This window comes from Terriglobales bacterium (genome assembly GCA_035691485.1).
Taxonomy (GTDB): Bacteria; Acidobacteriota; Terriglobia; order Terriglobales; family Acidobacteriaceae; genus JAIQGF01.
Genome location: DASSIZ010000038.1, coordinates 1 through 20,652 on the forward strand (window position 1 = coordinate 1; position 20,652 = coordinate 20,652).

At 61.0% G+C, this 20,652-nt stretch carries 22 protein-coding genes; 13 read left to right on the forward strand and 9 right to left on the reverse strand.

What is annotated here, in order from left to right; translation table 11 throughout:
* Positions 1-142 precede the first annotated feature (142 nt).
* Together VFI82_04750 and VFI82_04755 are read left to right on the forward strand one after the other, a co-directional pair.
* Entirely contained in the window at positions 143-505 is a 363-nt protein-coding gene (locus VFI82_04750; GenBank protein HET7183969.1) for a DUF962 domain-containing protein, read from the forward strand.
* Positions 506-694: 189 nt separating this feature from the next.
* Positions 695-1,042, forward strand: coding sequence for a hypothetical protein (locus tag VFI82_04755; protein HET7183970.1), 348 nt, complete (start codon positions 695-697; stop codon positions 1,040-1,042).
* 121 nt (positions 1,043-1,163) lie between these two features.
* Here VFI82_04755 and VFI82_04760 read toward each other — a convergent pair whose 3' ends face one another.
* Positions 1,164-1,763 carry a GNAT family protein gene (locus VFI82_04760; protein HET7183971.1) on the reverse strand — a complete coding sequence of 200 codons (600 nt, stop codon included), beginning with the start codon at positions 1,761-1,763 and terminating at the stop codon, positions 1,164-1,166.
* A gap of 162 nt (positions 1,764-1,925) precedes the next feature.
* On the opposite strand from VFI82_04760, the gene ruvC reads away from it, so the two are divergent.
* From ruvC to VFI82_04775, 3 genes are all read left to right on the forward strand, one after another.
* Complete coding sequence (gene ruvC / locus VFI82_04765; protein ID HET7183972.1) at positions 1,926-2,432, forward strand: crossover junction endodeoxyribonuclease RuvC; 507 nt, start codon at positions 1,926-1,928, stop codon at positions 2,430-2,432.
* A 134-nt stretch (positions 2,433-2,566) separates the two neighbouring features.
* The gene (locus VFI82_04770; protein ID HET7183973.1) at positions 2,567-3,283 is read left to right on the forward strand and encodes a hypothetical protein; all 717 of its coding nucleotides are present in this window, start codon (positions 2,567-2,569) and stop codon (positions 3,281-3,283) included.
* Between the two features lie 160 nt (positions 3,284-3,443).
* Positions 3,444-4,919 (forward strand): DUF6600 domain-containing protein, encoded by a 1,476-nt coding sequence (locus VFI82_04775; protein ID HET7183974.1) that lies wholly within the window; start codon positions 3,444-3,446, stop codon positions 4,917-4,919.
* Positions 4,920-5,015: 96 nt separating this feature from the next.
* Here VFI82_04775 and amrB read toward each other — a convergent pair whose 3' ends face one another.
* On the reverse strand, positions 5,016-5,828 hold the full coding sequence (amrB, locus tag VFI82_04780) for an AmmeMemoRadiSam system protein B (GenBank protein HET7183975.1): 813 nt from the start codon (positions 5,826-5,828) through the stop codon (positions 5,016-5,018).
* 52 nt (positions 5,829-5,880) lie between these two features.
* Positions 5,881-6,756 (reverse strand): 16S rRNA (adenine(1518)-N(6)/adenine(1519)-N(6))-dimethyltransferase RsmA, encoded by an 876-nt coding sequence (gene rsmA / locus VFI82_04785; GenBank protein ID HET7183976.1) that lies wholly within the window; start codon positions 6,754-6,756, stop codon positions 5,881-5,883.
* 98 nt (positions 6,757-6,854) lie between these two features.
* Between rsmA and glgA the strand changes: the two genes are divergently transcribed.
* The gene (gene glgA, locus VFI82_04790; protein HET7183977.1) at positions 6,855-8,315 is read left to right on the forward strand and encodes a glycogen synthase GlgA; all 1,461 of its coding nucleotides are present in this window, start codon (positions 6,855-6,857) and stop codon (positions 8,313-8,315) included.
* 72 nt (positions 8,316-8,387) lie between these two features.
* On the opposite strand, the gene VFI82_04795 is transcribed toward glgA, so the two are convergent.
* The 3 genes from VFI82_04795 to VFI82_04805 form a co-directional block, all read right to left on the reverse strand.
* Complete coding sequence (locus VFI82_04795; GenBank protein HET7183978.1) at positions 8,388-8,723, reverse strand: PilZ domain-containing protein; 336 nt, start codon at positions 8,721-8,723, stop codon at positions 8,388-8,390.
* 99 nt (positions 8,724-8,822) lie between these two features.
* Positions 8,823-10,208 (reverse strand): amino acid permease, encoded by a 1,386-nt coding sequence (locus VFI82_04800; protein ID HET7183979.1) that lies wholly within the window; start codon positions 10,206-10,208, stop codon positions 8,823-8,825.
* Positions 10,201-11,745 carry a sodium:solute symporter gene (locus VFI82_04805; GenBank protein ID HET7183980.1) on the reverse strand — a complete coding sequence of 515 codons (1,545 nt, stop codon included), beginning with the start codon at positions 11,743-11,745 and terminating at the stop codon, positions 10,201-10,203. The genes VFI82_04800 and VFI82_04805 overlap by 8 nt, the downstream gene beginning before the upstream one ends.
* A gap of 164 nt (positions 11,746-11,909) precedes the next feature.
* On the opposite strand from VFI82_04805, the gene VFI82_04810 reads away from it, so the two are divergent.
* Positions 11,910-12,827: a BadF/BadG/BcrA/BcrD ATPase family protein gene (locus VFI82_04810; protein HET7183981.1), complete on the forward strand. Its 918-nt coding sequence runs from the start codon at positions 11,910-11,912 to the stop codon at positions 12,825-12,827.
* A gap of 3 nt (positions 12,828-12,830) precedes the next feature.
* Positions 12,831-13,601: a hypothetical protein gene (locus VFI82_04815; protein ID HET7183982.1), complete on the forward strand. Its 771-nt coding sequence runs from the start codon at positions 12,831-12,833 to the stop codon at positions 13,599-13,601.
* Between the two features lie 3 nt (positions 13,602-13,604).
* Here VFI82_04815 and cutA read toward each other — a convergent pair whose 3' ends face one another.
* Positions 13,605-13,925, reverse strand: coding sequence for a divalent-cation tolerance protein CutA (gene cutA, locus VFI82_04820; protein HET7183983.1), 321 nt, complete (start codon positions 13,923-13,925; stop codon positions 13,605-13,607).
* A gap of 133 nt (positions 13,926-14,058) precedes the next feature.
* Between cutA and VFI82_04825 the strand changes: the two genes are divergently transcribed.
* Together VFI82_04825 and VFI82_04830 are read left to right on the forward strand one after the other, a co-directional pair.
* The gene (locus tag VFI82_04825; protein HET7183984.1) at positions 14,059-15,489 is read left to right on the forward strand and encodes a phosphoglucomutase/phosphomannomutase family protein; all 1,431 of its coding nucleotides are present in this window, start codon (positions 14,059-14,061) and stop codon (positions 15,487-15,489) included.
* A 32-nt stretch (positions 15,490-15,521) separates the two neighbouring features.
* Positions 15,522-15,950 (forward strand): septum formation initiator family protein, encoded by a 429-nt coding sequence (locus VFI82_04830; protein ID HET7183985.1) that lies wholly within the window; start codon positions 15,522-15,524, stop codon positions 15,948-15,950.
* Between the two features lie 38 nt (positions 15,951-15,988).
* On the opposite strand, the gene VFI82_04835 is transcribed toward VFI82_04830, so the two are convergent.
* Together VFI82_04835 and VFI82_04840 are read right to left on the reverse strand one after the other, a co-directional pair.
* Entirely contained in the window at positions 15,989-16,303 is a 315-nt protein-coding gene (locus VFI82_04835; protein ID HET7183986.1) for a redoxin domain-containing protein, read from the reverse strand.
* Between the two features lie 9 nt (positions 16,304-16,312).
* The gene (locus tag VFI82_04840; GenBank protein ID HET7183987.1) at positions 16,313-16,555 is read right to left on the reverse strand and encodes a hypothetical protein; all 243 of its coding nucleotides are present in this window, start codon (positions 16,553-16,555) and stop codon (positions 16,313-16,315) included.
* 269 nt (positions 16,556-16,824) lie between these two features.
* Here VFI82_04840 and VFI82_04845 point away from each other — a divergent pair, with 269 nt between their 5' ends.
* The 3 genes from VFI82_04845 to VFI82_04855 all read left to right on the forward strand — a co-directional run bounded on the left by VFI82_04845 (position 16,825) and on the right by VFI82_04855 (position 20,316).
* Positions 16,825-18,621, forward strand: a complete 1,797-nt coding sequence (locus tag VFI82_04845) for a long-chain fatty acid--CoA ligase (GenBank protein HET7183988.1) — start codon at positions 16,825-16,827, stop codon at positions 18,619-18,621.
* Between the two features lie 74 nt (positions 18,622-18,695).
* Positions 18,696-19,466 (forward strand): thiazole synthase, encoded by a 771-nt coding sequence (locus tag VFI82_04850; protein ID HET7183989.1) that lies wholly within the window; start codon positions 18,696-18,698, stop codon positions 19,464-19,466.
* Positions 19,467-19,599: 133 nt separating this feature from the next.
* Positions 19,600-20,316 carry an Ig domain-containing protein gene (locus VFI82_04855; protein HET7183990.1) on the forward strand — a complete coding sequence of 239 codons (717 nt, stop codon included), beginning with the start codon at positions 19,600-19,602 and terminating at the stop codon, positions 20,314-20,316.
* Positions 20,317-20,652: the final 336 nt, after the last annotated feature.

The window sequence follows — 20,652 nt, forward strand, 5'->3', positions numbered from 1 at the left end:
GTCGTGCTACGACTACCTGTAAGTCCGCAGAAATATTAGGCTTGCGCGCACACAGGCGTACTTACCTGCGGTACTATCTACTCACTGTGTGGGGCGCGCAGTTTCAGAGATCAGTTACCCTTGTGATCCGGATTCGCGAAACATGGACCAGAAATTCCACAGCTTCAACGATTTTTTTCTCTACTACTTGCGGCAGCACAGCTGCCGCTCCAACCGCACGTTGCACGCGTTGGGCACAACGTTGGGCGCGGGAGCGGTGATCGCGGCGCTGCTGCTGCGGCATCCGTGGATCGCGCTGCTGTGGGTGCCGGTGGGATACGCATTTTCCTGGGCCGGTCACTTGCTCGTGGAGGGTAACCGCCCGGCAACGTGGGGACACCCGTTGTGGTCGTTGATGAGCGATTTTCGCATGCTCGGATTGATGATCACCGGCCGACTGGATGAGTGGCTGGAGACCGCCGAAGAGGCAGCGGCACCCCGGAAGCGGGTAGCGTCAGCAGACTAGCTCCCACCAGCAATTCCAAATTATTTCCCCAGGCATGACCCAGCCGGTTCGGCGCAACTGAAGAGCGTTGCCAACCCCTGCCCTGATTAAAAGTTCCGCGAGACTCTATAAATGTCCTTCGCAACTCCGCGCACAGGCCGGGTTCACATCAGCGAGCGGTCCCGAAATCCGGACCGGAGGTGAACGAAGATGAAAAAGCTACTGATGGGAGTTCTGCTACTGGCCGCGATTGGCGGCACCAGCGCGATGGCGCAGGACCGCGATGGCGACGGCGGCTGGCAAGGCCGCCGGCATGACTTGCGCCAGGACTACCGCGATCGGCGCGCGGACCGGCGCGACATTCGTCAAGACAGAAACAGTATCGCGCACGATCGTGCCGAACTGCGGCATGACTACGCGACCCACAACTACGCCGCCGCCCGCGCCGAGCGAGCCGAGATCCGCGCCAAGCAGCGCGATCTCCGCCACGACTACCGGGACGTCCATCGCGACAACCGCGACATCTATCGCGACAACCACGCCTGGGGCTGGCGCTAGGCTCCAGGTTTTCTGCGCGCATGTGAAAAGGGGCAGCCTGGGCTGCCCTTTTTTCGCGGGGATATCGATTTCCCACTCCAGCCAAAAAGGGCTTGAGGGGGGCACCCGACGCTGAACCCAATTACTTCAACCCCGCCGCTTCGAGCCGGGTGCGCCGCAACTCGAGGTGGCGCCGGACATCGGGCCATTCCGCGGCGAGGATGCTGTACATCACAGAATCCCGAACGCTGCCGTCGCGCCGAAGTCCAAAGTGTCGTATGACGCCGTCTTTTTTTGCGCCGAGCATTTCAATTGCGCGCTGCGATCGAAAGTTGAAGCGGTCGGTCCGCAAGCCCACGACCTGACAGGCGAGCTTATCGAACGCATGCGCCAGCAGCAGCAGTTTGCAAGTGGTGTTGACGTGCGTCCGCTGATAACTTTGCGCGTACCAGGTATACCCGATCTCAACCCGGTCCATGGCAGGAACGATATCGTGATAGCGGGTGGTGCCGATAATGGCGCCGCTCTTTAAGTCGCGCACAACCCATGGGAGCATGTGACCGTCACGCTGGCCTTTGAGGGCTTCGGCTATGTAAGCCTGGGCGCCGTCGGGAGCGGGAACGCTGGTGTACCACAACTCCCACAACCGGCCATCGCTGGCGGCGGCCGCCAAAGAGTCGGCGTGTTCTTCAGTCAGGGGCTCCAGTCGGATGCCGTTGCCCTCGAGAATGGTGGGCCGCACTGGGATCATGCACCGCAGTGTAATGCTGGTAGCTGGTTAACTCGTGAGAAATTAAGAATGAAGAATTCAGAATGAAGAATGTAGCGACACAGCGGGAAAAAGTTACGGATTGGTTGCCGAAGGGCCGCTGGAGTGCACCGCCTGTTGTAAACTCCGCTTGCCATGCGGGTGCTGGGGATTGATTGCGGCGGCGAATCCACCGGTTACGGGGTGGTGGAACAGGATGCGGCCGGCGAGTTGCGGCACATCACTTGCGGCGCCGTTCGCCTGAACCCCAAAAAGCCGCTCCCGGAACGATTGCAGCAGATCTTCACCGAACTGCGCGAGATCATCGAGCGGCACCAGCCGGACACGGTGGCAATCGAGGACGTGTTTTACGCTGTGAACGTGAAATCAGCGCTCAAGCTGGGGCAAGTGCGAGGCGTTGCCATGCTGGCGGCGGCTTCGTGCGGATTGCAGGTCGCGGAATATGCGCCGCTGTCCATCAAGTCGGCAGTTGTGGGCTACGGAAAGGCTGACAAATCGCAAGTGCAGCAGATGGTCACGCGCCTGCTGCGCTTGGAGGCAGCGCCGGAACCACAAGACGCCTCCGATGCTCTGGCCATTGCCATCTGCCATCTGCACACCTCGGCGACGCTGATGCGCCATGCCGCGCCGAGCCGGAGCTGAGAGGAAAGAGCGGGTTGCCGATTTCCCACCCCAGCCAAAAGCAGGCTGGAGCGGGGAACCGATTGCGTTCGAGTTGCTGTTTTCTGAATTCCTGGATTTCGTGTTCGCGGCATTTGTCAATTACACTCTGTCAGATGCCGTCTCGCGCGCTGAACCTGCTTCTACTGCTCGCCACCTTCGTCTGTGTGTCCGTCGCGCAAACTCCGAATCTTGAACCGGCCAGCAAGGAACCGAGCCTTCCGATTGTCTCCTTCGACTTTGCCTTTCCAGGCAGCACACCGTCGCATTATTCGATCGCGGTGGAGCCGGACGGCAAGGCGACCTATCGCAGTGACGAAGTTGCCGCGGCCGGTTCGGCGCCGCTGCAGCCCTACCTGCGTCAGTTCATGGTGTCGGAGCCTACACGCAAGCAGATTTTCGATCTCGCCCTGGGGCTGAACTGTTTCCAGGGAAATTTTGAATATCACGGCGGCACGCGTGTCGCGAATACCGGCACCAAGACGCTGAAGTGTACCTATACCGACCGGGAGTCGCAGACCACCTACAATTACTCGCCAAATTCGCAGCTCCAGACCCTGGCTGGCCTGTTTCAGAACATGAGCAACACCCTGGAATCCGGCCGCCGGCTGGAATATCTGCATCGTTATGACAAGCTGGGCCTGGAGGCGGAACTGAAATCCGCGGAGGAGCTGGAAAAAAACAAGCGGCTGGGAGAATTGCAGGCGATTGCGCCGCAGCTGGAATCAGTCCTGAACGACAGCTCGGTGATGAACGTGAGCCGCCGCCGCGCCGAGCGCCTGCTGCAGCGCATCAAGGCGGACCCCGCGGCGCGGGCGGCAGCGCCGCAGTAAGAGCGGCTTCAGCGTCAGGTCAGATTAGCCCAGTATCCTCAAGTCTTAAGGGACGTGCTGGAACTCCGGGCTTCCCCTTCCCGGAATATCCGCCGTGCGCGCGACTTAGCGCCACAATTCGTGTCTAATAGGGTAGAGGCATTAATCCCTGGAGTCCTATATGCGAACAATGATCCGAGCGGTGTCTTTGCTCCTGCTGTTGCTGGGTGGAATCGTGTTCGCTCCCTGGGCCATGGCGGACTCGCAGGTGCGCATTGTGCGCCTGAGCCTGGTGGATGGCCCGGTGCAGGTTGATCGCGGCGGCGGCGACGGTTTTCAAAAAGCTATCATGAACATGCCCATCACGCAGGGCATGAAGCTTTCCACCCAGGATGAGGGCCGCGCCGAGGTTGAGTTTGAAGATGGCACGACGATGCGGCTGGCGCCGCGAACCGACGTCGAATTTTCTTCGCTCGGCCTGCGCTCCTCCGGCGCGCGCCTCACCACCGTGCAGGTGAACCAGGGCACGGCGTACTTCAACGTCCGGCACAAGGGGGACGACGACTTTCGCGTCGCCTTCGCCAACCGCGAAATCAGCCTGGACCACAATGTCCACTTCCGGCTTGACCTCACGACGGGCAATCCCGAGCTGGCGGTCCTTGGCGGGGAAGTGGAGCTGAAGGGTGATCAAGAGCACGTCAAGATCAAGAAGAACGAAACGCTGACGCTCGATGTCGGTGACGCCGGCCGTTACGACCTGGCAAAGAACATCACGGCCGAGAGCTACGATAGCTGGGACAGCGATCGTCTGAACTACTCCAGCCAGTACGCGTCCAGCTCTTATAATTCGCGCTCGCCGTATTCGTACGGCGTCAGCGACCTGAACTATTACGGTTCCTGGTATAGCGCGCCGGGATACGGCATGCTGTGGCAGCCCTACGGGGTCGGGTACGGTTGGGACCCGTTCTACAACGGCGCGTGGGCCTGGTATCCGGGGTTTGGTTACACGTGGGTCTCCACCTATCCGTGGGGCTGGACGCCGTATCGTTACGGTTCGTGGCTGTTCGTCCCGAACTTTGGTTGGGCGTGGCGTCCGGGGATTTGGAACACGTGGTACACGGTGCCTCCGGTGTATAACGCGCCGGTCTACTATCACGCGCCGAGGCCTCCGAATCCAGTGACGGTCATGGGAGGAAGCAGTGCGGTGCCGCACCCGACTGTAGTGGTGAATAACGGAACGCGCGATCCGCGTATTGTTCCGCCGGTGAATGGATTTTTCGGCGGGAAGAGTATGAATTCTACAGTTGGTGGAACAGCGCCGATCTCGCCACTGGCGGGAACCGTTGCGAACTCACCGCGCACCACCGCTCCCGTGAGCGGAACCGGCATTGCAGCGCCGGGCTCTCCAGTACCCATGCATGGCCGGCATTCCGAGATGCGCATGGACCGAATTGAACGAGGCGCTTCGCCGGCATTTCGACCTGCTCCCGGCCCGCACATGGAGCACCGCGCGGCCCCGATTCAACACAGTGCACCCGCCCCGATTCAACGCAGCGCGCCTGCGGTACGGTCTGCGCCAACGGCGCCTGCATCCGGCGGCGGGCACGGCAGCGGAGGCAGTGGACACGGCAGCAGCAGCGGCAGGTCGCAAAGGTAAGGTTGCGCGCTTCAGTTTGAGATCTTGGAAAGTGAGACTGTGAAATCAGTTTCGAGTTTCAAATACAGAGTCTTGCTTCCCACTGCCGCTCGTAGATCAGGTCACCGCGATTCCCGCGTATCCAACCACTAATTCGCGATCGCCGGAAATGTCGCCGGAAGTGGCGTACTTGATGAGCTGCGCTTGGCGAGCGCCAAGCAGCTTTGCGGCGGTCAGCATGGCCACAGTTGGGGCGTAGCCGCACATGCTGATGTTTTCCCGGCCAACCACTTCGAACAGACCGGGAGCATCCAGAGCAAGAATCTTCTCAATCGCCTTGCGGTCCTTGACGCGGGTAATGCTGTCCGACTCGTAGTGATTCATGTCGCTGGAAGAAATGATCAGTGGGGGAGGATCTTCCTGAGCGATGGTGCGAGCGATCACTTGGCCCAGCGCCTCCAGGATCTCGAACTGTCCAACTCCTACCGCGATCGGCACAAAAGTAAAGGCCCGCGCCAGCAGCTGCAGGAATGGCAACTGCACTTCCAAGGCGTGCTCGGCATGGTGTGCGACGATATCTTCGGCGAGCTGCGGAAAATTTTGTTTGAGCGCGTCCGCCATCGCGGAATCGATGGTCGAGTTGCCGAAGGGCGTGGTCCATTCGCCCTGGCTCATGATCGCCAGCGGCTTGCCCATGCCGGTGTGATTCGGACAGAGAATGATGAATCGCTTTGGAAGTTGCAGCCGCGCGTACACCGCCCCGGCAACGTGTCCGGAGAACATGTACCCCGCATGCGGAACCACGCATCCGAGAGCGCGCAGCTTTTCTCCATGGACGGCGGTGTAGCCGCGGATGTCTTCGGCCAGGGTTTGCGGATTGTCAGGATAAAAACGTCCTGCAACGGCCGGAGGCCGGATGAAAGTGGCCATGGCTTATTCCCAAGGAGTGAGGAGCCAGCAGTTCGTGCCGACTCCTGCCCTCCTACGATAGCTCTTTGCCGCGCAGCTGCCGAAAGATTGCCGCTGCTTTTTCCAGGGGCAGGGTTTCACTTCGGGCATCGGCACGTACGCCCGCTTTCTTGAGCGCCTGCTGGACAGCGGCCGCGTCGTAACGCGCCTTCAGGTTATTGACCAGCGTCTTGCGCTTTTGCCCAAACGACAGCTTCAAGAAATCGATGAACTCGCTCTCCAGCACCTGCAGCCGCTGAAATTGCGGCGACACCGTAAGCCGCAGAACTCCGGAGTGCACTTTGGGGGGCGGAGCGAAGGCGTCCGGCGGGACCGTGAACAGCTTCTCGACCTTGGCATACAGCTGCGAAGTTGCCGACAGCAGCCCATACTCTTTTCCGCCCGGTTTGGCCGCGATCCTGTCCGCGACCTCCTGCTGCACCATGATTACGATGCGGTCAAAATGCGCGCTGTAGCTGAACAACCGCAGCAGGATGTCGGAGGTGATGTAGTAGGGGATATTGCCGATCAACTGCACTTTCGGCGGCGGCGCGGGCGCCAGGCCGGCGAGGGCTCCGGGGCGGGGGCCCAGCACGGTGCGGAGATCGATTTTCAGGATGTCGCCCTCGATGATCTCGACATTCGGCCAGCCGCTGTATTTCATTCGCAATTGCGCGGCGAGGACGCGGTCGAGTTCGATGGCGATGACCCGGGCGCTCTGGTTGGCCACCAGAGTAGTGAGAACACCCCGGCCGGGGCCGATCTCGACCACGGTGGCGCCGGCGATGTCGCCGAGGGCGGCAACAATCTTTTCAGCCGTGCCGCGGTCGGTAAGAAAATTTTGCCCAAACTTGGGCGGTTTTGCCGGCTTCGTTGCCACCGCAGCATTGACCCTGTTTCGACTTGCCATTTAGACTTTGCCTTTCGCCCTCGCAATCACTCATCCGGCAAGAGAAGCCCGTTGCAACATACGCCACGAATCTCGATCCACCCCGGGAGGTTCCCAGCATGAAAGTCGTTTTTGCGGCATCCGAGTGTGTCCCGTTCTCCAAGACCGGCGGACTGGCAGACGTGGTCGGCGCGTTACCGCCGGCACTGGCTGCCCTCGGGCACGAGGTTACCGTTTACCTGCCGAAATACAAGCAAACCAAGCTGACCGAACCCAAGACCGTCGTGCGCAGCATCACCGTACCGTTTGATGACCGCTACCGCTTTTGCTCGATCGTCGATGGCGGTGTCCATTCCGGGGTCCGATTCTACTTTATCGATTATCCGCCGTATTTCGATCGTGACGCCCTTTACGGCACACCGCTCGGTGATTATCGCGACAATGCCGAGCGCTTCGCGCTGTATTCGCGCGCCGTGCTGGAGGGCTGCAAAGTACTCGGCGTGCCCGACGTGTTTCATTGTCACGACTGGCAATCGGCCCTGGTTCCTATCCTGCTGCGCAGCGTTTATGCCGAGGATCCCGCGCTGCGCGATGTGGCCACCGTGTTCACCATTCACAACATGGGTTACCAGGGCCTGTTTCCGCCCGATACGCTGCCGCTGCTGATGCTTCCCTGGGACCTGTTTACCATCGACAAGCTGGAATTTTACGGCAAGCTGAATTTCCTGAAGGGGGCGCTGGTCTTCGCGGATTTCATTACCACGGTCAGCAAGAAATACAGCCAGGAAATCCAGACAGCGGAGTACGGTTTCGGGCTGGAGGGCGTGTTGCGCGGCCGCTCCGGCACGGTCACCGGCATCCTGAACGGAGTGGATTACAACGAGTGGAGCCCGCAGACCGACAAGTTTATTGTGGCGCACTATTCGCCCGAGGACCTGGGCGGCAAGGCGAAGTGCAAGCAGGACCTGCTGGCTGAATTCGGGGTACCGAATGCCGATCCCAAGTTGCCGGTCATCGGCATCGTTTCGCGTTTCGCAGCGCAGAAGGGATTTGACCTGATCTCGCTGGTGGCCGACCGCCTGGCGCGCGAAGAGATGATCGTGGTCGCGCTGGGCGCAGGCGACAAGGAGTACGAGGACCTGTTTCGCCGCCTCAACAAGCAGTTTCCGCAAAAATTTGCCGTGAAGGTCGCCTACGACAACAAGATCGCCCACAAGATCGAGGCTGGCGCCGACATGTTCCTCATGCCCTCGAAGTACGAACCGTGCGGCCTGAACCAGATTTACAGCCTGAAATACGGCACCGTGCCGGTTGTGCGCGCCACCGGCGGACTGGACGACACCATCGAGAACTGGGACCCGCACGCGCGCAAGGGAACCGGCTTCAAGTTCACGGAATACAGCGGGGAAGCGCTGCTGGCAACGATTCGCACCGCACTCCAGGCCTATGCGGACAAGGACCGGTGGCAGGCATTAATGCGCAATGGCATGAACAAGGATTTTTCCTGGACGGCGTCGGCGAAGGAATATGTGCGGGTTTACGACCGGGTGCGCCAGTTGCGCAGTGTCACGGCCGCATGAGAGCTTGTGTAGCGGCGGAATTTGTTCCGCCGATTTGGGGAATGGAAATCTGCCGCTACACAAAAGCTAATCTCACGCTTTCGGGAGCTTCGAGGCAACCAGCGGTTCGAACTCTTCGATGACGGCGGCCACTCCATAATCGGCGCCGCGTTGTTTCTCTACGCGCAGCACGCGGCACTTGCAGCGGATCCAATTCTCCTCTCCCGGCATGATGCTTTGCGGCAACGGTAAAACGACCTCCAGGGTCGAGCCTTCCGCCACCTTGTTTTGCAGGTAGAGAAACACGCCGCGTACGCTGACGTCCCGCAATTGCGCCTCGGCGTCGTGGCCGTTCACAACCTTCACATTGATCTTTCCCTGCGTTTTGACGCGCCTGCTGGAACGCTTTTCGGCTTGTGGTTTGCTCATAGGGAGACCTTTGAAGGCGAATTAGTGGGCAAGTTACTCGCAAATGCCGCCGCCCGCAAGAACAAATCTCCCGCAACTAGTGCCCTTGGTAATGCGCGTTCAAATTGTGTTTTGCTTTGCCCGCCGCCTTGCAAACAGGAAGTACACCGGAATTCCTGCCAGGATCAGCACCGATCCCAAGAGCGAATTTTTCACGTTGGCTGCGAACGTGAAGCAGAGAAGTGCCGCCGAGGCGACCACGAACAGCGCCGGGACGACGGGATAACCCCAGACACGATAGGGACGAATTGCGTCCGGTTCCCGCCGCCGGAAGATGAAGACGGTGGTGGTGACCAGAAGGTAGAAGAGCCACTCCGCGAACAGGGTCAAAGCGAACAGCTGCTGAAAACTTCCCGCGAACAGGAGCAGGCCGATCGCCAGCGCCGCTTGCACGGCGATGGACGTCGAGGGCGTGCGAAAGCGCGCGTGTACCTTGGCCAAGCCGGAGAAAAAATATCCGTCCCGGGAGAGGGCAAAGGGAACGCGGGCGCCGGTCATGGTGCTGCCGTTCAAGGTGGCAAGCATGGCCAGCGCCATGGCGATCAGCACCATGGTCAGAATCCCGTGGCCGGCCCAGCGGATGGCATCGAGCGCCGGGCTGCTGGAGCGCGCAATCACCTCGGCGGGAAGCACGTACTGCACCGCCGCATTCACCAGGATGTACAAGCCGGCGACGGTTGCCACGCCGGCAATCAAGGCACGCGGCAGACTCCGCTGCGGATCGCGAATTTCCGCCGATACGGTGGTGACCAGGTTCCAGCCGTCGTATGCCCACAACGACGCCAGCAGCGCCGCCATGAATCCTGCCATCCCACCGCGCGCGAGCGAGTAATGGGTGGCCAGATTCGCGAGGCTGCCCTTCGCATAGGCGAAGCCCATGGCCACGATAGCCAGGATCAGAGCCACTTTCAGCAAGGTGAAAAACAGCTGGAACTCGCCCGCCCTTTTCACGCCGATGTAATTGATCAGGCTGATGGCGACGATCGCCGCAATCGCCACGGCTTGCCCGGGCAGGGTCGGGTGCCAGCCGTCGGGACGAGCTTCGCCCAGGAACTGCAGGGCATTGAGGTTGCTGAGGATGCGCACGAAGCCGGTGACAATGCTGGCCATCGAGCCTGGTTTCGCAATCACGAAATAGGTCCAGGCGTACAGGAAACCGCCCAACGGGCCGTAGCCGTCGCGCATGTACACGTACTCGCCGCCGGCCTGTGGTTTCATGGCGGCCAGCTCGGAGTAGGTGAGGGCGCCGAACATGGACAGCAGCCCGCCCACGATCCAGGCCAGGTAAACCAATTCGGAGGAACCGGCCGCCTGCATCATCTCCGCCGGCACCAGGAAAATACCGCTGCCGATGATGGTGCCGACAACGACTGCGCCGGCGTGGCTGACCGTCAGGTCGCGCGCCAACTCGCGCCGGGGGCCCGGGATTGGGGGCGGCTCAGGCATGCACGCCGGTCTTCTCCGGGTTCTTATCGCGGGCGTACATGAGGCTGGCAGCATAACCCACGGCAAAGGTCAGCCCCGAGCCCAGCGCAACGTACCACGTGAAGGGCACGCCGCCATGCGGCAGGGCGAAGGAGAAACCGGTGTGGGGAGAAATGGCGGCCCATAATCGCTGCTCCTGCCACAAGTAGAGATTGAAGACAAAGCCGCAGAAAAAACCCACCATGGCGCCGCGCTCATTGGCCCGCCGGGTGAGGACGCCGAGCGCGAACACGCCCAGCAAGGCGCCGTAGGCGACAGAAGCGATGGCGAGTCCGACCTCCACCACCACCTTGATGTTGCGCGACAGCAGCGCAAGGGCAAACAGCACCAAGGCCCACAACAATGTCGAAATCCGCGACAGCCGCAGGCGCTCTCGCTCTCCGGTTTCCGGATGTCGGCGCAGGTAGAAGTCCACGATCGAGCTCGACGACAGGGAATTCAACGCCGCACTCAGGTTGCTCATTGCGGCTGCCAGGATGGCGGCGATGAGCAATCCCGAAATGCCATGTGGCATGCGCGTCACGATAAATGTGGGAAAGATTTCATCGAAAGATGCCCACTTCGGCGGCTGCGCGGTGGTGTGATACAGCACGAACAGCAGCACGCCCACCAGCAGGAACAGTCCGAACTGGAAGAAAACCGCGAACCCGCTGGCGATGAGCGCCAGCTTCGACTGCCCCTCCGAGCGTGCCACCAGCAGGCGCTGCACGATCAGTTGATCGGTACCGTGGCTGGCGGTAGTCAAGAAAGCGCCGCCGATCAGGCCGGCCCAGAAGGTATAGACCTTGAAAAACTCCGGTGAAAAATCGAAGACCACGAATTTATGGGCGGCGCCGGCAAACTCCCGCGCGCCCGGCCATCCCCCCGGCACCAGGTGCAGCAGTGTGACGAAGCCGACCAGCGTCCCGCCAACGTAGATGAACATCTGCACCACGTCGGTCCAGATGACCGCGGTCATGCCGCCTTCGAAGGTGTAGACGAGAGTAAGCGCGGTCACGATTCCAATCGCTACCAGGTCACGCTGAAAATCCCCCAATCCGCCGAGCACTACGCCGAGCGTGATCCGCACCACGATAGCCACGGCGAAGACGCGCACGCCTTCCGCCGCCGCCCTCGTAATCAGGAACAGGCTTGCGGTCAGGGAGCGCAGCTTGCCGCCGAATCGGCGTTCCATCAACTGGTAGGCGGTGTACAGCTCGCCGCGAAAGTAATGCGGGATGAGAAGGAAGCTGATGACCACGCGCCCGATCACGTAGCCCATCACCAGCTGCAGGAACGTCATGTTGCTGCGATACGCCAGGCCAGGAATGCTGATGATGGTGAGGGTGCTGGTTTCCGCCGCCACAATGGAGAGAGAAATCGCCCACCAGGGTACATTTCGGTCGGCGAGAAAATAGTCGCGCAGCGAATGCTGGCGTTTGCGGAAGCTGATGCCAAAGGCGGTGATGCCCGCCAGGTACACGGCAATAATGATCAGATCCAGCCGATCCAGTCCCATGAGCACCGAGTGGTGATGATGATTGCCGTTTGCTGCGCGCCGGCGAACGACGATTTCGAGCCTGAGCGTCGGCGCCAGGTACCCGCATTATCAGCGAAAAACCTGCCGCCGCCTCCGCAAAATCCCGTGCCCACATCGCCGCGATGGTGAATAATTAGGCACTCGTGCCAATTTACCTGGGTATTGATGGCGGGGGGACGCAGACCACCTGTGCCGTGGCCAACGACGAAAGTGTGCTTGCCACCATCGTCGCCGGCGGCAGCAACATGGTACGGGTGGGAGAGCACGAGGCGCGCAGCCACCTCCGCGAGGCAATTGTTAAGGCCTGCGATGCCGCCGGGGTAAGCCCCACCACGGTGGAAGCCGCGGTGGTCGGCATTGCCGGCGCTTCTGTTCCGCCGGTGAAGGACATGGTAGCGTCGATGATCCACGATCTTGTGCCCGGCGACATTGACGTCGTGGGCGACATGGTCATCGCCATGGAAGCCGCCTTCGCCGGGCTTCCCGGCGTGGTGGTGATTTCCGGCACCGGCTCGGTCGCATTCGGACGCAACGAACGAGGAGAGTCCGGGCGAACCGGCGGCTGGGGCCACGCCATCTCGGATGAAGGATCGGGTTACTGGATCGGGCGCTGCGGCGTGTCAGCCGTGATGCGCGCGCTCGATGCCGCCGAAGTTACCACCCTGCTGCGCGTCTTTCTTGACGCCTGGAACCTGGATTCGATCGAGCAACTTCTGCAGAAGGCCAACGCCACCCCGCCGCCGGATTTTCCCGGCTTGTTCCCCGGCATCGAGTCGGCCGCACGCGCCGGCGACAAGATCGCGCGCCGGCTTCTCATCAATGCCGGAAACGAGCTGGCTCGCCTGGCGAGCATCATTATCGGCCGGCTATGGGAGGAAGAGACGGCGGTGCGCGTTGCCCTTGGGGGCGGTGTGTTCGCGCACTCGCCGCAGGTTCGCCAGACTTTCTGGAGCAAGTTGCGCGCGATGCGTCCGCAGGCCGCCGTCAGTTTCAAGATCATTCAGCCGGTCATGGGTGCCTTATGGATGGCACGCCGCATGGCCGCTACAGCGCGGGACTAGACCATGTCGACCACCCCCAGCACCGGAGCTCGCAGAGCGCCTGAGCCCAGCGTGCCGCTGGAGGAACTGATCCATAGCCGGGAACATGACGTCCTGCGTGGCGTTGCTGCCAGCGCGCGCCTCACCGAAGACTTGGCATTATCGCTGCTTGCGCGCCGTGACCTGCCGTCCCAGGCGCTGGAAGCCGTATCCAAGAATCCCGCGGTCATGAAGCACCGCAAGGTGATCGTCGCCGTGGTTTCGCATCCACAGACGCCACGCCACGTGTCGCTTCCCATGGCGCGCCATCTCTACACGTTTGAGGCGATGCAGATCGCGCTTACGCCCGTCATTGCGGCGGATCTGAAGGTTGCGCTTGAAGAATTGCTGCTGCAACGAATGGATTCAATCTCCAGCGGTGAACGCCTCACGCTGGCAAAGCGAGGATCCACTCGCGTGGCGGCGGCCCTGCTTTGCGATCCCGAGGAGCGCGTGATGAATGCCGCATTACAGAACCCTTACGCGACCGAAGCGTGGATCGTGAAAGCGCTCATGAAGGATGACGCGACGGGCGCGCTGGTGCTTGCCGTCTCGCGGGATCCGAAATGGTCGCTGCGGCGGGACGTGCAAGTCGCATTGCTGCGGAACGACAAGACGCCGCTGGCGCGGGCGATCGCAATCGCGGAAAAACTGCCGACACAATTGCTGCGCGACGTCCTGCGCCACTCGCGCCTGGAGGCCAAGGTCAAGACGTACTTGCAGGCGCTCCTGCAACGCCGTTCCGGCCGGGAATGAAAATCAGGGCTCACTGACGCTTTCGCCAATCCAAGCCAAGTAGTCTTCGCTGCCGTTCTCGATCGGCAGAACCACGCATTCGGGAAGGTCGTAGGTGTGCAACTCCTGGATGGCGGCCTGTACCTGGGCGAACGCCTCGGCCGTCGTCTTGATCAAAAGCAGCCACTCTTCGGCGCTCTCGACCGCTTCTTTCCAGCGGTACACCGATTCGATCTCAACCACGTTTACGCACGCGGCCAGCCGCCGCTCCACCAGGGAGCGCGCGATCTTCCCAGCTTCCTCGCGGGTTCCGGTGGTGGTGAGCACAATCTTTTTGTCGGTCATTTACAATTCCTCGCGCATTTATCGCGGCATCCAACTACGCTGCCGCGCGGGGCATCCGTCCATCAACAAATCAGCATCGGTGCCCGATTATTCCGGGTGACTTCTAATTTCTGACGACGTTCTGGAGTGGTTCATGGCTGCAGTCATAAAGTTCGGTACCTCGGGCTGGCGGGCGGTGATGGCCGAGGACTTCACCTTCGCCAACATTCGTCGAGCCGTGACCGGCATAGCGCGCTACGTGGCCGGCGAAAAGCGGCAAGGCGCGGCGGTCATAGTCGGTCGAGACCCGCGTTTCCTGGGCGAGAGCTTTGTCTCCCTGGCGGCCGACATCCTGCTGGCGCACGGTGTCACACCGCGCGTGATTCCCGAGCCGGCGCCCACACCCGCGATCTCCTGGGCCATCCTGCGCACCAAGTCCGACGGCGCCATCAACTTCACTGCCTCGCACAATCCACCGGAGTATAACGGGATCAAGTTTTCGACGCCCGACGGCGCGCCGGCCCTGCCGGAGGTCACCAAGAAGATCGAAGCCGAGATCGTGTCGTTGAATGGGGCACGCTCGTCATCGCCCGGTGCTGCAGGCGAAAGTAGGGCGAGCGAAAATGCCGCGAAAAAGGAAGAGCTGGATGTCGCTGCCGACTACCTCGCTCGCCTCGGCGAGATTGTCGACATCCATGCAATCAAGAAGGCCAACCTGCGCGTTGCCTATGATCCGCTTTGGGGCGCTGCGCGAGGCTATCCCGACGAACTCCTGCGACGCGCCGGTATCAAAGTCGTAACCGCGCACGACTATCGCGACGTGCTCTTTGGCGGGCACGCACCCGAACCCGATGACCACCTGCTCGACGATCTTCGCAAGGCGATGAAGAAATCGGACGCGCACATTGGAATCTCGACCGATGGCGACGCCGATCGTTTTGGCATCCTGGACCGCGATGGGACCTTCATTTCGCCGAACCATATCCTTGCGCTGTTGTTTGATTATCTGGTCGAAACGCGTGGCTGGCGCAACGGCGTAGCCAAGTCGGTCGCCACCACCAACCTGGTGAACGCCCTCGCCGAGCATTACAAGATTCCGCTTTATGAGACCCCGGTCGGGTTCAAGTACATCGGGGAACTCATCAACCAGGACAAGATCGTCATCGGGGGAGAGGAGTCGGCCGGGCTCACCATCCGCCATCACGTCCCCGAAAAAGATGGCGTGCTGGCGGGCCTGCTCTGCTGCGAGATGGTGGCGCGCCGCGGGCGCACGCTTGGCGAGCAATTGAACGACTTATTTGGCAAAGTAGGTTCCCTTTATCCGCGCCGGGAGAACTTCCGCTTGACCCCGGAGGTGAAAGAGAAGTTCACTAGCAAAGTGCGGGAAGATCCACGCGAACTCGGCGGGCGCCGGGTCCGCGAGGTGGTTCGCACCGACGGCCTCAAGCTGATTTTCGACGACGGCTCCTGGGTTTGTTATCGACTCTCGGGGACCGAACCGGTGGTGCGAGTCTATTCCGAGGCACGCACAACCGGCGACCTCGAAAAGCTGAGCGGCGCCGCCAAGCAGTGGATTTTCGAATGAGCTAGTGAAGAGGCTGCTGCGTACCAGGTCCAATGTTCAGACGAGCGATCCAATACCGGCCGATTTTAATCAGGGGGGGTGACCCGCGACTCGCCCGCGCGGTTGCAATCGCCGAACGCGCCGTACTGGTTCTCTATAAACTCCGCACCAAGCTCGCCACTGTGGCGGTGGCGGCACTGGCGATCATGCTCGCGGTCCACGTCATCTTCGGCGACAACGGCATGGTCGTATATCAAGGGAAGAAAGCGGAGTTCCGCGCACTGCAGAAAGATGTCGATCAGCTGCAGGCGGAAAAACAGCAGCTATCGGATCAGATCAAGTCGCTGAAGACCGACCCGAACGCGATTGAGAAGGAAGCCCGCGAACAACTCCACTACGCCCGCCCGGGCGAAATTATCTATCTCACGCCAGGACAGCAAAACCCCAACGCGCCGCCGCCAAACGCACGCGCCAAGAAATAATTACAAGATCCTCAAGGCTTAAGCCGGTTCGCGCCAACCTATCCGTGCTTCTTCCTCTCGCACGCCTCCACGACTTTGCTGGGATCGATTGCCTCCCGGTCCACCTGGACCTGCTCGATTTTGCCGTCCTTGCCGATCAGGAACGTTGCCCGCCTGGCTGATTTCCACTTCGGATCCCACAGGCCGTAATCTTTGATCGTGGCATCCTCGGTAAAGTAATCGCTGGCTACAGGAAACTTCAGTCCCAGCTGGTCTGCCCACGCCTTGTTGGCAAACGGGCTGTCCACGCTTACACCCACGACCTGGGTGTCCGCAGCCTCCAGCTTGTCGTAATTCGTCTGGAGGTTGCGCATCTCGGTGGTTCAACCGCCGGTGAAGGCAAAAACGAAGAAGGCGACAATGACGTTCTTCTTCCCGCGAAACTCGTGCAGCGAGATGTCCCGCATCTTGGTGCCGTCGTAATACTTCAGGTTGAAATCCGGAGCCACGTCGCCGACTTTCAATTTCATCGGCGCCGGCTGCGGTTTTTCCTGGGCGCAGAGGGACGGGGTCAGAACGGCCGCCAGTGTCAGCGCCAGTACAAGGGAAATACGGTAGTTCGTCATACGCCACAAGATGCGCCCGCCCTCGTCCGGTTACAAGAACTTTCCCGAAACAGTCAGCCTCGAACTCCCGTGCCGCAGCCATTTTGCGTCCAACCGCCGGCGCTCCCGTATGGGAACCTGCAACCCGCAACCGTGGTGTCGGGAGCGGCGACGCGGCTTGCGCCGGTAGCTTGCGAACCGCTACATTGAGTTCATCGCAGCTTTTTCCGTCTTGGCCGTCAAGCATCATCGGTGAGACAAGGCTTCGGTGTCGGTAGGGGATGGACCGGATGAGCGCTGAAACCGTCAACCAGGTCTTCTACGAGGTGATTGAGCGGGGATTAGACCGCGTGATGCTTTACAAGCAGACGGTCAAATGGATTCCCATCTCCGCGCATGAACTCTATCGCGACGCCGTAGGCATCGCCCGTGCCCTCACCGCTTGGGGAGTGGCGAAGGGAGACCGGGTCGCCATCCTCAGCGAGAATCGTCCCGAATGGGCCACCGCGGAATTCGGCACGCTGCTCATCGGCGGCGCCATCGTTCCCATTTATTCCACCCTGACCGCCGAACAGTCGGCATACATGCTCAACGATTCGGGCGCGCGCATCGCGTTCGTCTCCAGCGCCGAACAGTTCAAGAAACTTCAGGCGGCGAGCCAGGGCACGAAGCTGGAAAAAATTGTAGTCATGGACTATATCGGCATCCCTGACGCCATTCCCATGCACCGGCTTATGCACGGTGGCCCGGAGTCGCGCGATCCCGAATTCGACCGCGCCGCCTTGGCTATTCGTCCCGACGATCTGGCCACCATCATCTACACCTCCGGCACCACCGGTCGTCCCAAGGGCGCGATGCTCACCCAGGGTAATCTCGCCTCCAACCTGCTGCATTCGCTGGACAATTTTCCGATGGGCCCGGGGGACCTCAGCCTCTCATTTCTGCCGCTCTCTCACATTACCGCCCGGCACGTCGATTACGCGATGTTCTACCACGGCGTCACCGTCGCCTACTGCCCGCATATCGACCAATTGAAGTCGGCGCTCCCCGAAACTCGACCTACCATCTTCGTTGCCGTCCCGCGCGTGTACGAAAAAATTCGCAGTCAGGCCGAGGTGCTGACCAAGGGCGGGATGAAGCACAATGTGTACCAGTGGGCGCTGCGGGTCGGCCGTGCGCATCGTGCTGAAATCCTGGCAGGGAAGCGGCCCGCATCCCTCGCCTGGAAGCTGGCCAACCGCCTGGTGTACTCCAAGATCAGCCAGGCGCTCGGGGGAAGGGTGCGCATTTACATATCCGGCGGCGCCCCGCTCGGCCGCGATTTGGCGGAATGGTATGCCGATGTTGGCATCCGCATCCATGAAGGCTACGGTCTGACGGAGACTTCGCCGGTGGTCGCCTTGAACAAACCCAACCGGCACAAGATCGGCACCGTGGGTCCGCCCCTGCCCAATGTCGAGGTCCGTATTGCCGACGACGGCGAAATCCTGGTCCGCGGCCCCTCCGTGTTCAAGGGCTACTGGAACATGCCGGAGGAAACCGCCGCCGCGCTGACGCCCGATGGATGGTTCCGAACCGGCGATATCGGCAAACTCGATGCCGATGGGTTTCTTTCCGTCACCGACCGCAAGAAGGACCTGATCAAGACCTCGGGAGGAAAGTTCATTGCCCCGCAGCCGATCGAGCGCAAGCTCCAGAACAACGATTATGTCGGGGAAGCCATCGTGATTGGCGATCGCCACAAGTTTCCATCGGTAGTGATCGCCCCGAACTTCGTGGAACTGGAACGCTGGGCGCGCGAGCACGGCCTGGGCGTTCAATCGCGCGAAGCGCTGGTGGAAAACGAAAAGGTCCGCGAACTGTTCGACGGCATTGTCGCCGAGGTGAATCGCGATCTAGCCCAGTTCGAGAAGCTGAAGAGAATCCTGCTGGTCGCCGACGAATTTTCGGTAGCCGATGGCAGTCTGACTCCCACCCTCAAGCTCAAGCGCCGCGTCGTCGAGGAACGCTACCGCCAGCGCATTCAGCAGCTCTACGAAAACCACCAGTCCAGCGAACCGGCGGACATCGCCGCCGGCAGCACCTAGGGCAGTTTTCGCGCCCATGCGCCCGCGGTGATTCTGCTCACATCTTCCTGCATCCGGATTGCTACAATATCGCCATGGACTCCTTCGTTATTGCAGGCCGCTCTTTTCGCTCGCGTCTGATTGTCGGCACCGGGAAATACAAGTCGGGGCAGGAGACGGCGCGGGCCATCGCAGCCGCCGGCGCCGAGATGGTGACGGTCGCGGTGCGCCGCGTCAACCTGGATCGCAGCAAGGAATCGCTGCTGGACTTCATCGATCCGCGGAAATATTTCCTGCTGCCCAACACCGCCGGCTGCTACACCGCTGACGAAGCGATTCGCACCGCCCGTCTCGGTCGCGAAGTCGGACTGTCGGATTGGGTGAAGGTGGAAGTGATCGGCGACCAGGCGACGCTGTATCCCGACGTGCAGGCAACCGTCGAAGCGACCCGGATCCTGGTGAAGGAAGGCTTTACTGTTCTTCCCTACACAACTGATGACATTGTAGTTGCCAAGCGACTGCTTGACGCCGGCGCGGCCGCCATCATGCCCCTGGGTGCGCCTATCGGCAGCGGCATGGGCATTCAGAACCAGGCCAATATCCGCATTCTGCGCGAGATGCTCAACTGCCCGCTGATCGTGGACGCCGGAGTCGGCACCGCATCGGACGCCGCCATCGCGCTGGAACTCGGCGCCGACGGAGTTCTCATGAACACAGGAATCGCTGCTGCCGCCGATCCGGTGCTGATGGCCGAAGCGATGAAGAACGCTGTCCTCGCCGGACGCGGTGCCTACCTCGCGGGACGTATGCCGAAGAAGCTCTACGCCACCGCCAGTTCGCCGCTGGAGGGAGTAGTCCGGGCATAGCCTCCAGGAGTCACAAAGTAAAGAAGCCCGGCTTATGCCGGGCTTTTCACAGCTTGGATCGTGTATCACCGCTCTTTTGAAGCGGGACCAACAATCGACAATCCTCGATCATCCCTCGGCAATCCAATCTTCCATGCCGGTCGACGCCATACGTTCGTATTATGCTTCGGATCACTCCGCCGCACGGCCGTCGTCGTATCGCGGGGCGGTCCAGCGCGCTCTAAGCTTTATCGCCGTTTTTTTGCTGAGCGCGAGCGCTGTGCTGGCCCAGCAACCTGCGGGCTCTGAACCACTCCCCGACGCCTTCATCCATGTTGCCTATTACCAGCAACTTCACCCCCCGCAGCAGGGGACAGCACCCTGGCGCTGGCGTGTCATCGGCGGGGCCCTGCCATCCGGCATCTCGCTTGAACCCAACGGCGTGATTGGCGGCGCTGCCACGGTGCCCGGCCAGTACCGTTTCACGCTGGAAGCCCGCGATTCGTCGCCGAAACCAGTGACGAAATCCCGCGAGTATGTGATCACGGTTCCTCCACCCCTGAGGGTTGTCTGGACCGAGCCGCCCCATGTCACCGACAACGGCGCCATCACCGGCGAAATTGAGGTTTTCAACGGCACCGGACGCACCATGGACCTGACCGTGATCATCGTCGCGGTGAATACGTTCAATAAGGCTTTCGCGCTGGGATACCAGCACTTCTCGTTCGGAGCAGGATCGCAACAGATTCCGTTCGGTTCGACTCTGCCGCGAGACAGCTACATCGTCCATGGCGACACCGTGGGCGAGATCGCCGAGACCTACGAAATCTACCGCGCCCGCCTGCAGACGGGAGCCGTAAGCGTTCCCTGACCCGGGCGCGCGGCAGCGCGCGAGTTCCATCGGCGGAAATGGTCCGAAAACAAAATTCTTATGCCGGTGATTAAAATTTCCTGTTCGACTTGCGCCCGGCGGCCTCGTAGGCTGTTAACCTAAATTCATCTTCCCGCATCCATCAAACGGCTATTATAGGGATATACATTTTCGGGAGGCAGTCATGAGCACCGCTCGCAGCAATCCCGCACAAGTCACAAATGTGGAAGAGAGAATTCGTTCCCGCGCGTATGAACTTTTCGAAAAGCGCGGAGGCGAGCACGGCCGTGCTCTGGACGATTGGCTGCAGGCGGAGGCGGAATTGCTTCGCAGCAA

Bases quoted from the DNA above. Each gene is read 5' to 3' on its own strand.
- rsmA (HET7183976.1), bottom strand. From the start codon at position 6,756: ATGGCAAGTCGAAACAGGGTCAATGCTGCGGTGGCAACGAAGCCGGCA.
- VFI82_04845 (HET7183988.1), top strand. From the start codon at position 16,825: ATGAGCGCTGAAACCGTCAACCAGGTCTTCTACGAGGTGATTGAGCGG.
- VFI82_04815 (HET7183982.1), top strand. From the start codon at position 12,831: ATGTCGACCACCCCCAGCACCGGAGCTCGCAGAGCGCCTGAGCCCAGC.
- VFI82_04835 (HET7183986.1), bottom strand. From the start codon at position 16,303: ATGCGCAACCTCCAGACGAATTACGACAAGCTGGAGGCTGCGGACACC.
- VFI82_04755 (HET7183970.1), top strand. From the start codon at position 695: ATGAAAAAGCTACTGATGGGAGTTCTGCTACTGGCCGCGATTGGCGGC.
- VFI82_04850 (HET7183989.1), top strand. From the start codon at position 18,696: ATGGACTCCTTCGTTATTGCAGGCCGCTCTTTTCGCTCGCGTCTGATT.
- VFI82_04855 (HET7183990.1), top strand. From the start codon at position 19,600: ATGCCGGTCGACGCCATACGTTCGTATTATGCTTCGGATCACTCCGCC.
- VFI82_04770 (HET7183973.1), top strand. From the start codon at position 2,567: ATGCCGTCTCGCGCGCTGAACCTGCTTCTACTGCTCGCCACCTTCGTC.
- VFI82_04775 (HET7183974.1), top strand. From the start codon at position 3,444: ATGCGAACAATGATCCGAGCGGTGTCTTTGCTCCTGCTGTTGCTGGGT.
- ruvC (HET7183972.1), top strand. From the start codon at position 1,926: ATGCGGGTGCTGGGGATTGATTGCGGCGGCGAATCCACCGGTTACGGG.
- VFI82_04795 (HET7183978.1), bottom strand. From the start codon at position 8,723: ATGAGCAAACCACAAGCCGAAAAGCGTTCCAGCAGGCGCGTCAAAACG.
- glgA (HET7183977.1), top strand. From the start codon at position 6,855: ATGAAAGTCGTTTTTGCGGCATCCGAGTGTGTCCCGTTCTCCAAGACC.
- VFI82_04825 (HET7183984.1), top strand. From the start codon at position 14,059: ATGGCTGCAGTCATAAAGTTCGGTACCTCGGGCTGGCGGGCGGTGATG.
- VFI82_04805 (HET7183980.1), bottom strand. From the start codon at position 11,745: ATGGGACTGGATCGGCTGGATCTGATCATTATTGCCGTGTACCTGGCG.
- VFI82_04840 (HET7183987.1), bottom strand. From the start codon at position 16,555: ATGACGAACTACCGTATTTCCCTTGTACTGGCGCTGACACTGGCGGCC.
- cutA (HET7183983.1), bottom strand. From the start codon at position 13,925: ATGACCGACAAAAAGATTGTGCTCACCACCACCGGAACCCGCGAGGAA.
- VFI82_04750 (HET7183969.1), top strand. From the start codon at position 143: ATGGACCAGAAATTCCACAGCTTCAACGATTTTTTTCTCTACTACTTG.
- VFI82_04800 (HET7183979.1), bottom strand. From the start codon at position 10,208: ATGCCTGAGCCGCCCCCAATCCCGGGCCCCCGGCGCGAGTTGGCGCGC.
- amrB (HET7183975.1), bottom strand. From the start codon at position 5,828: ATGGCCACTTTCATCCGGCCTCCGGCCGTTGCAGGACGTTTTTATCCT.
- VFI82_04830 (HET7183985.1), top strand. From the start codon at position 15,522: ATGTTCAGACGAGCGATCCAATACCGGCCGATTTTAATCAGGGGGGGT.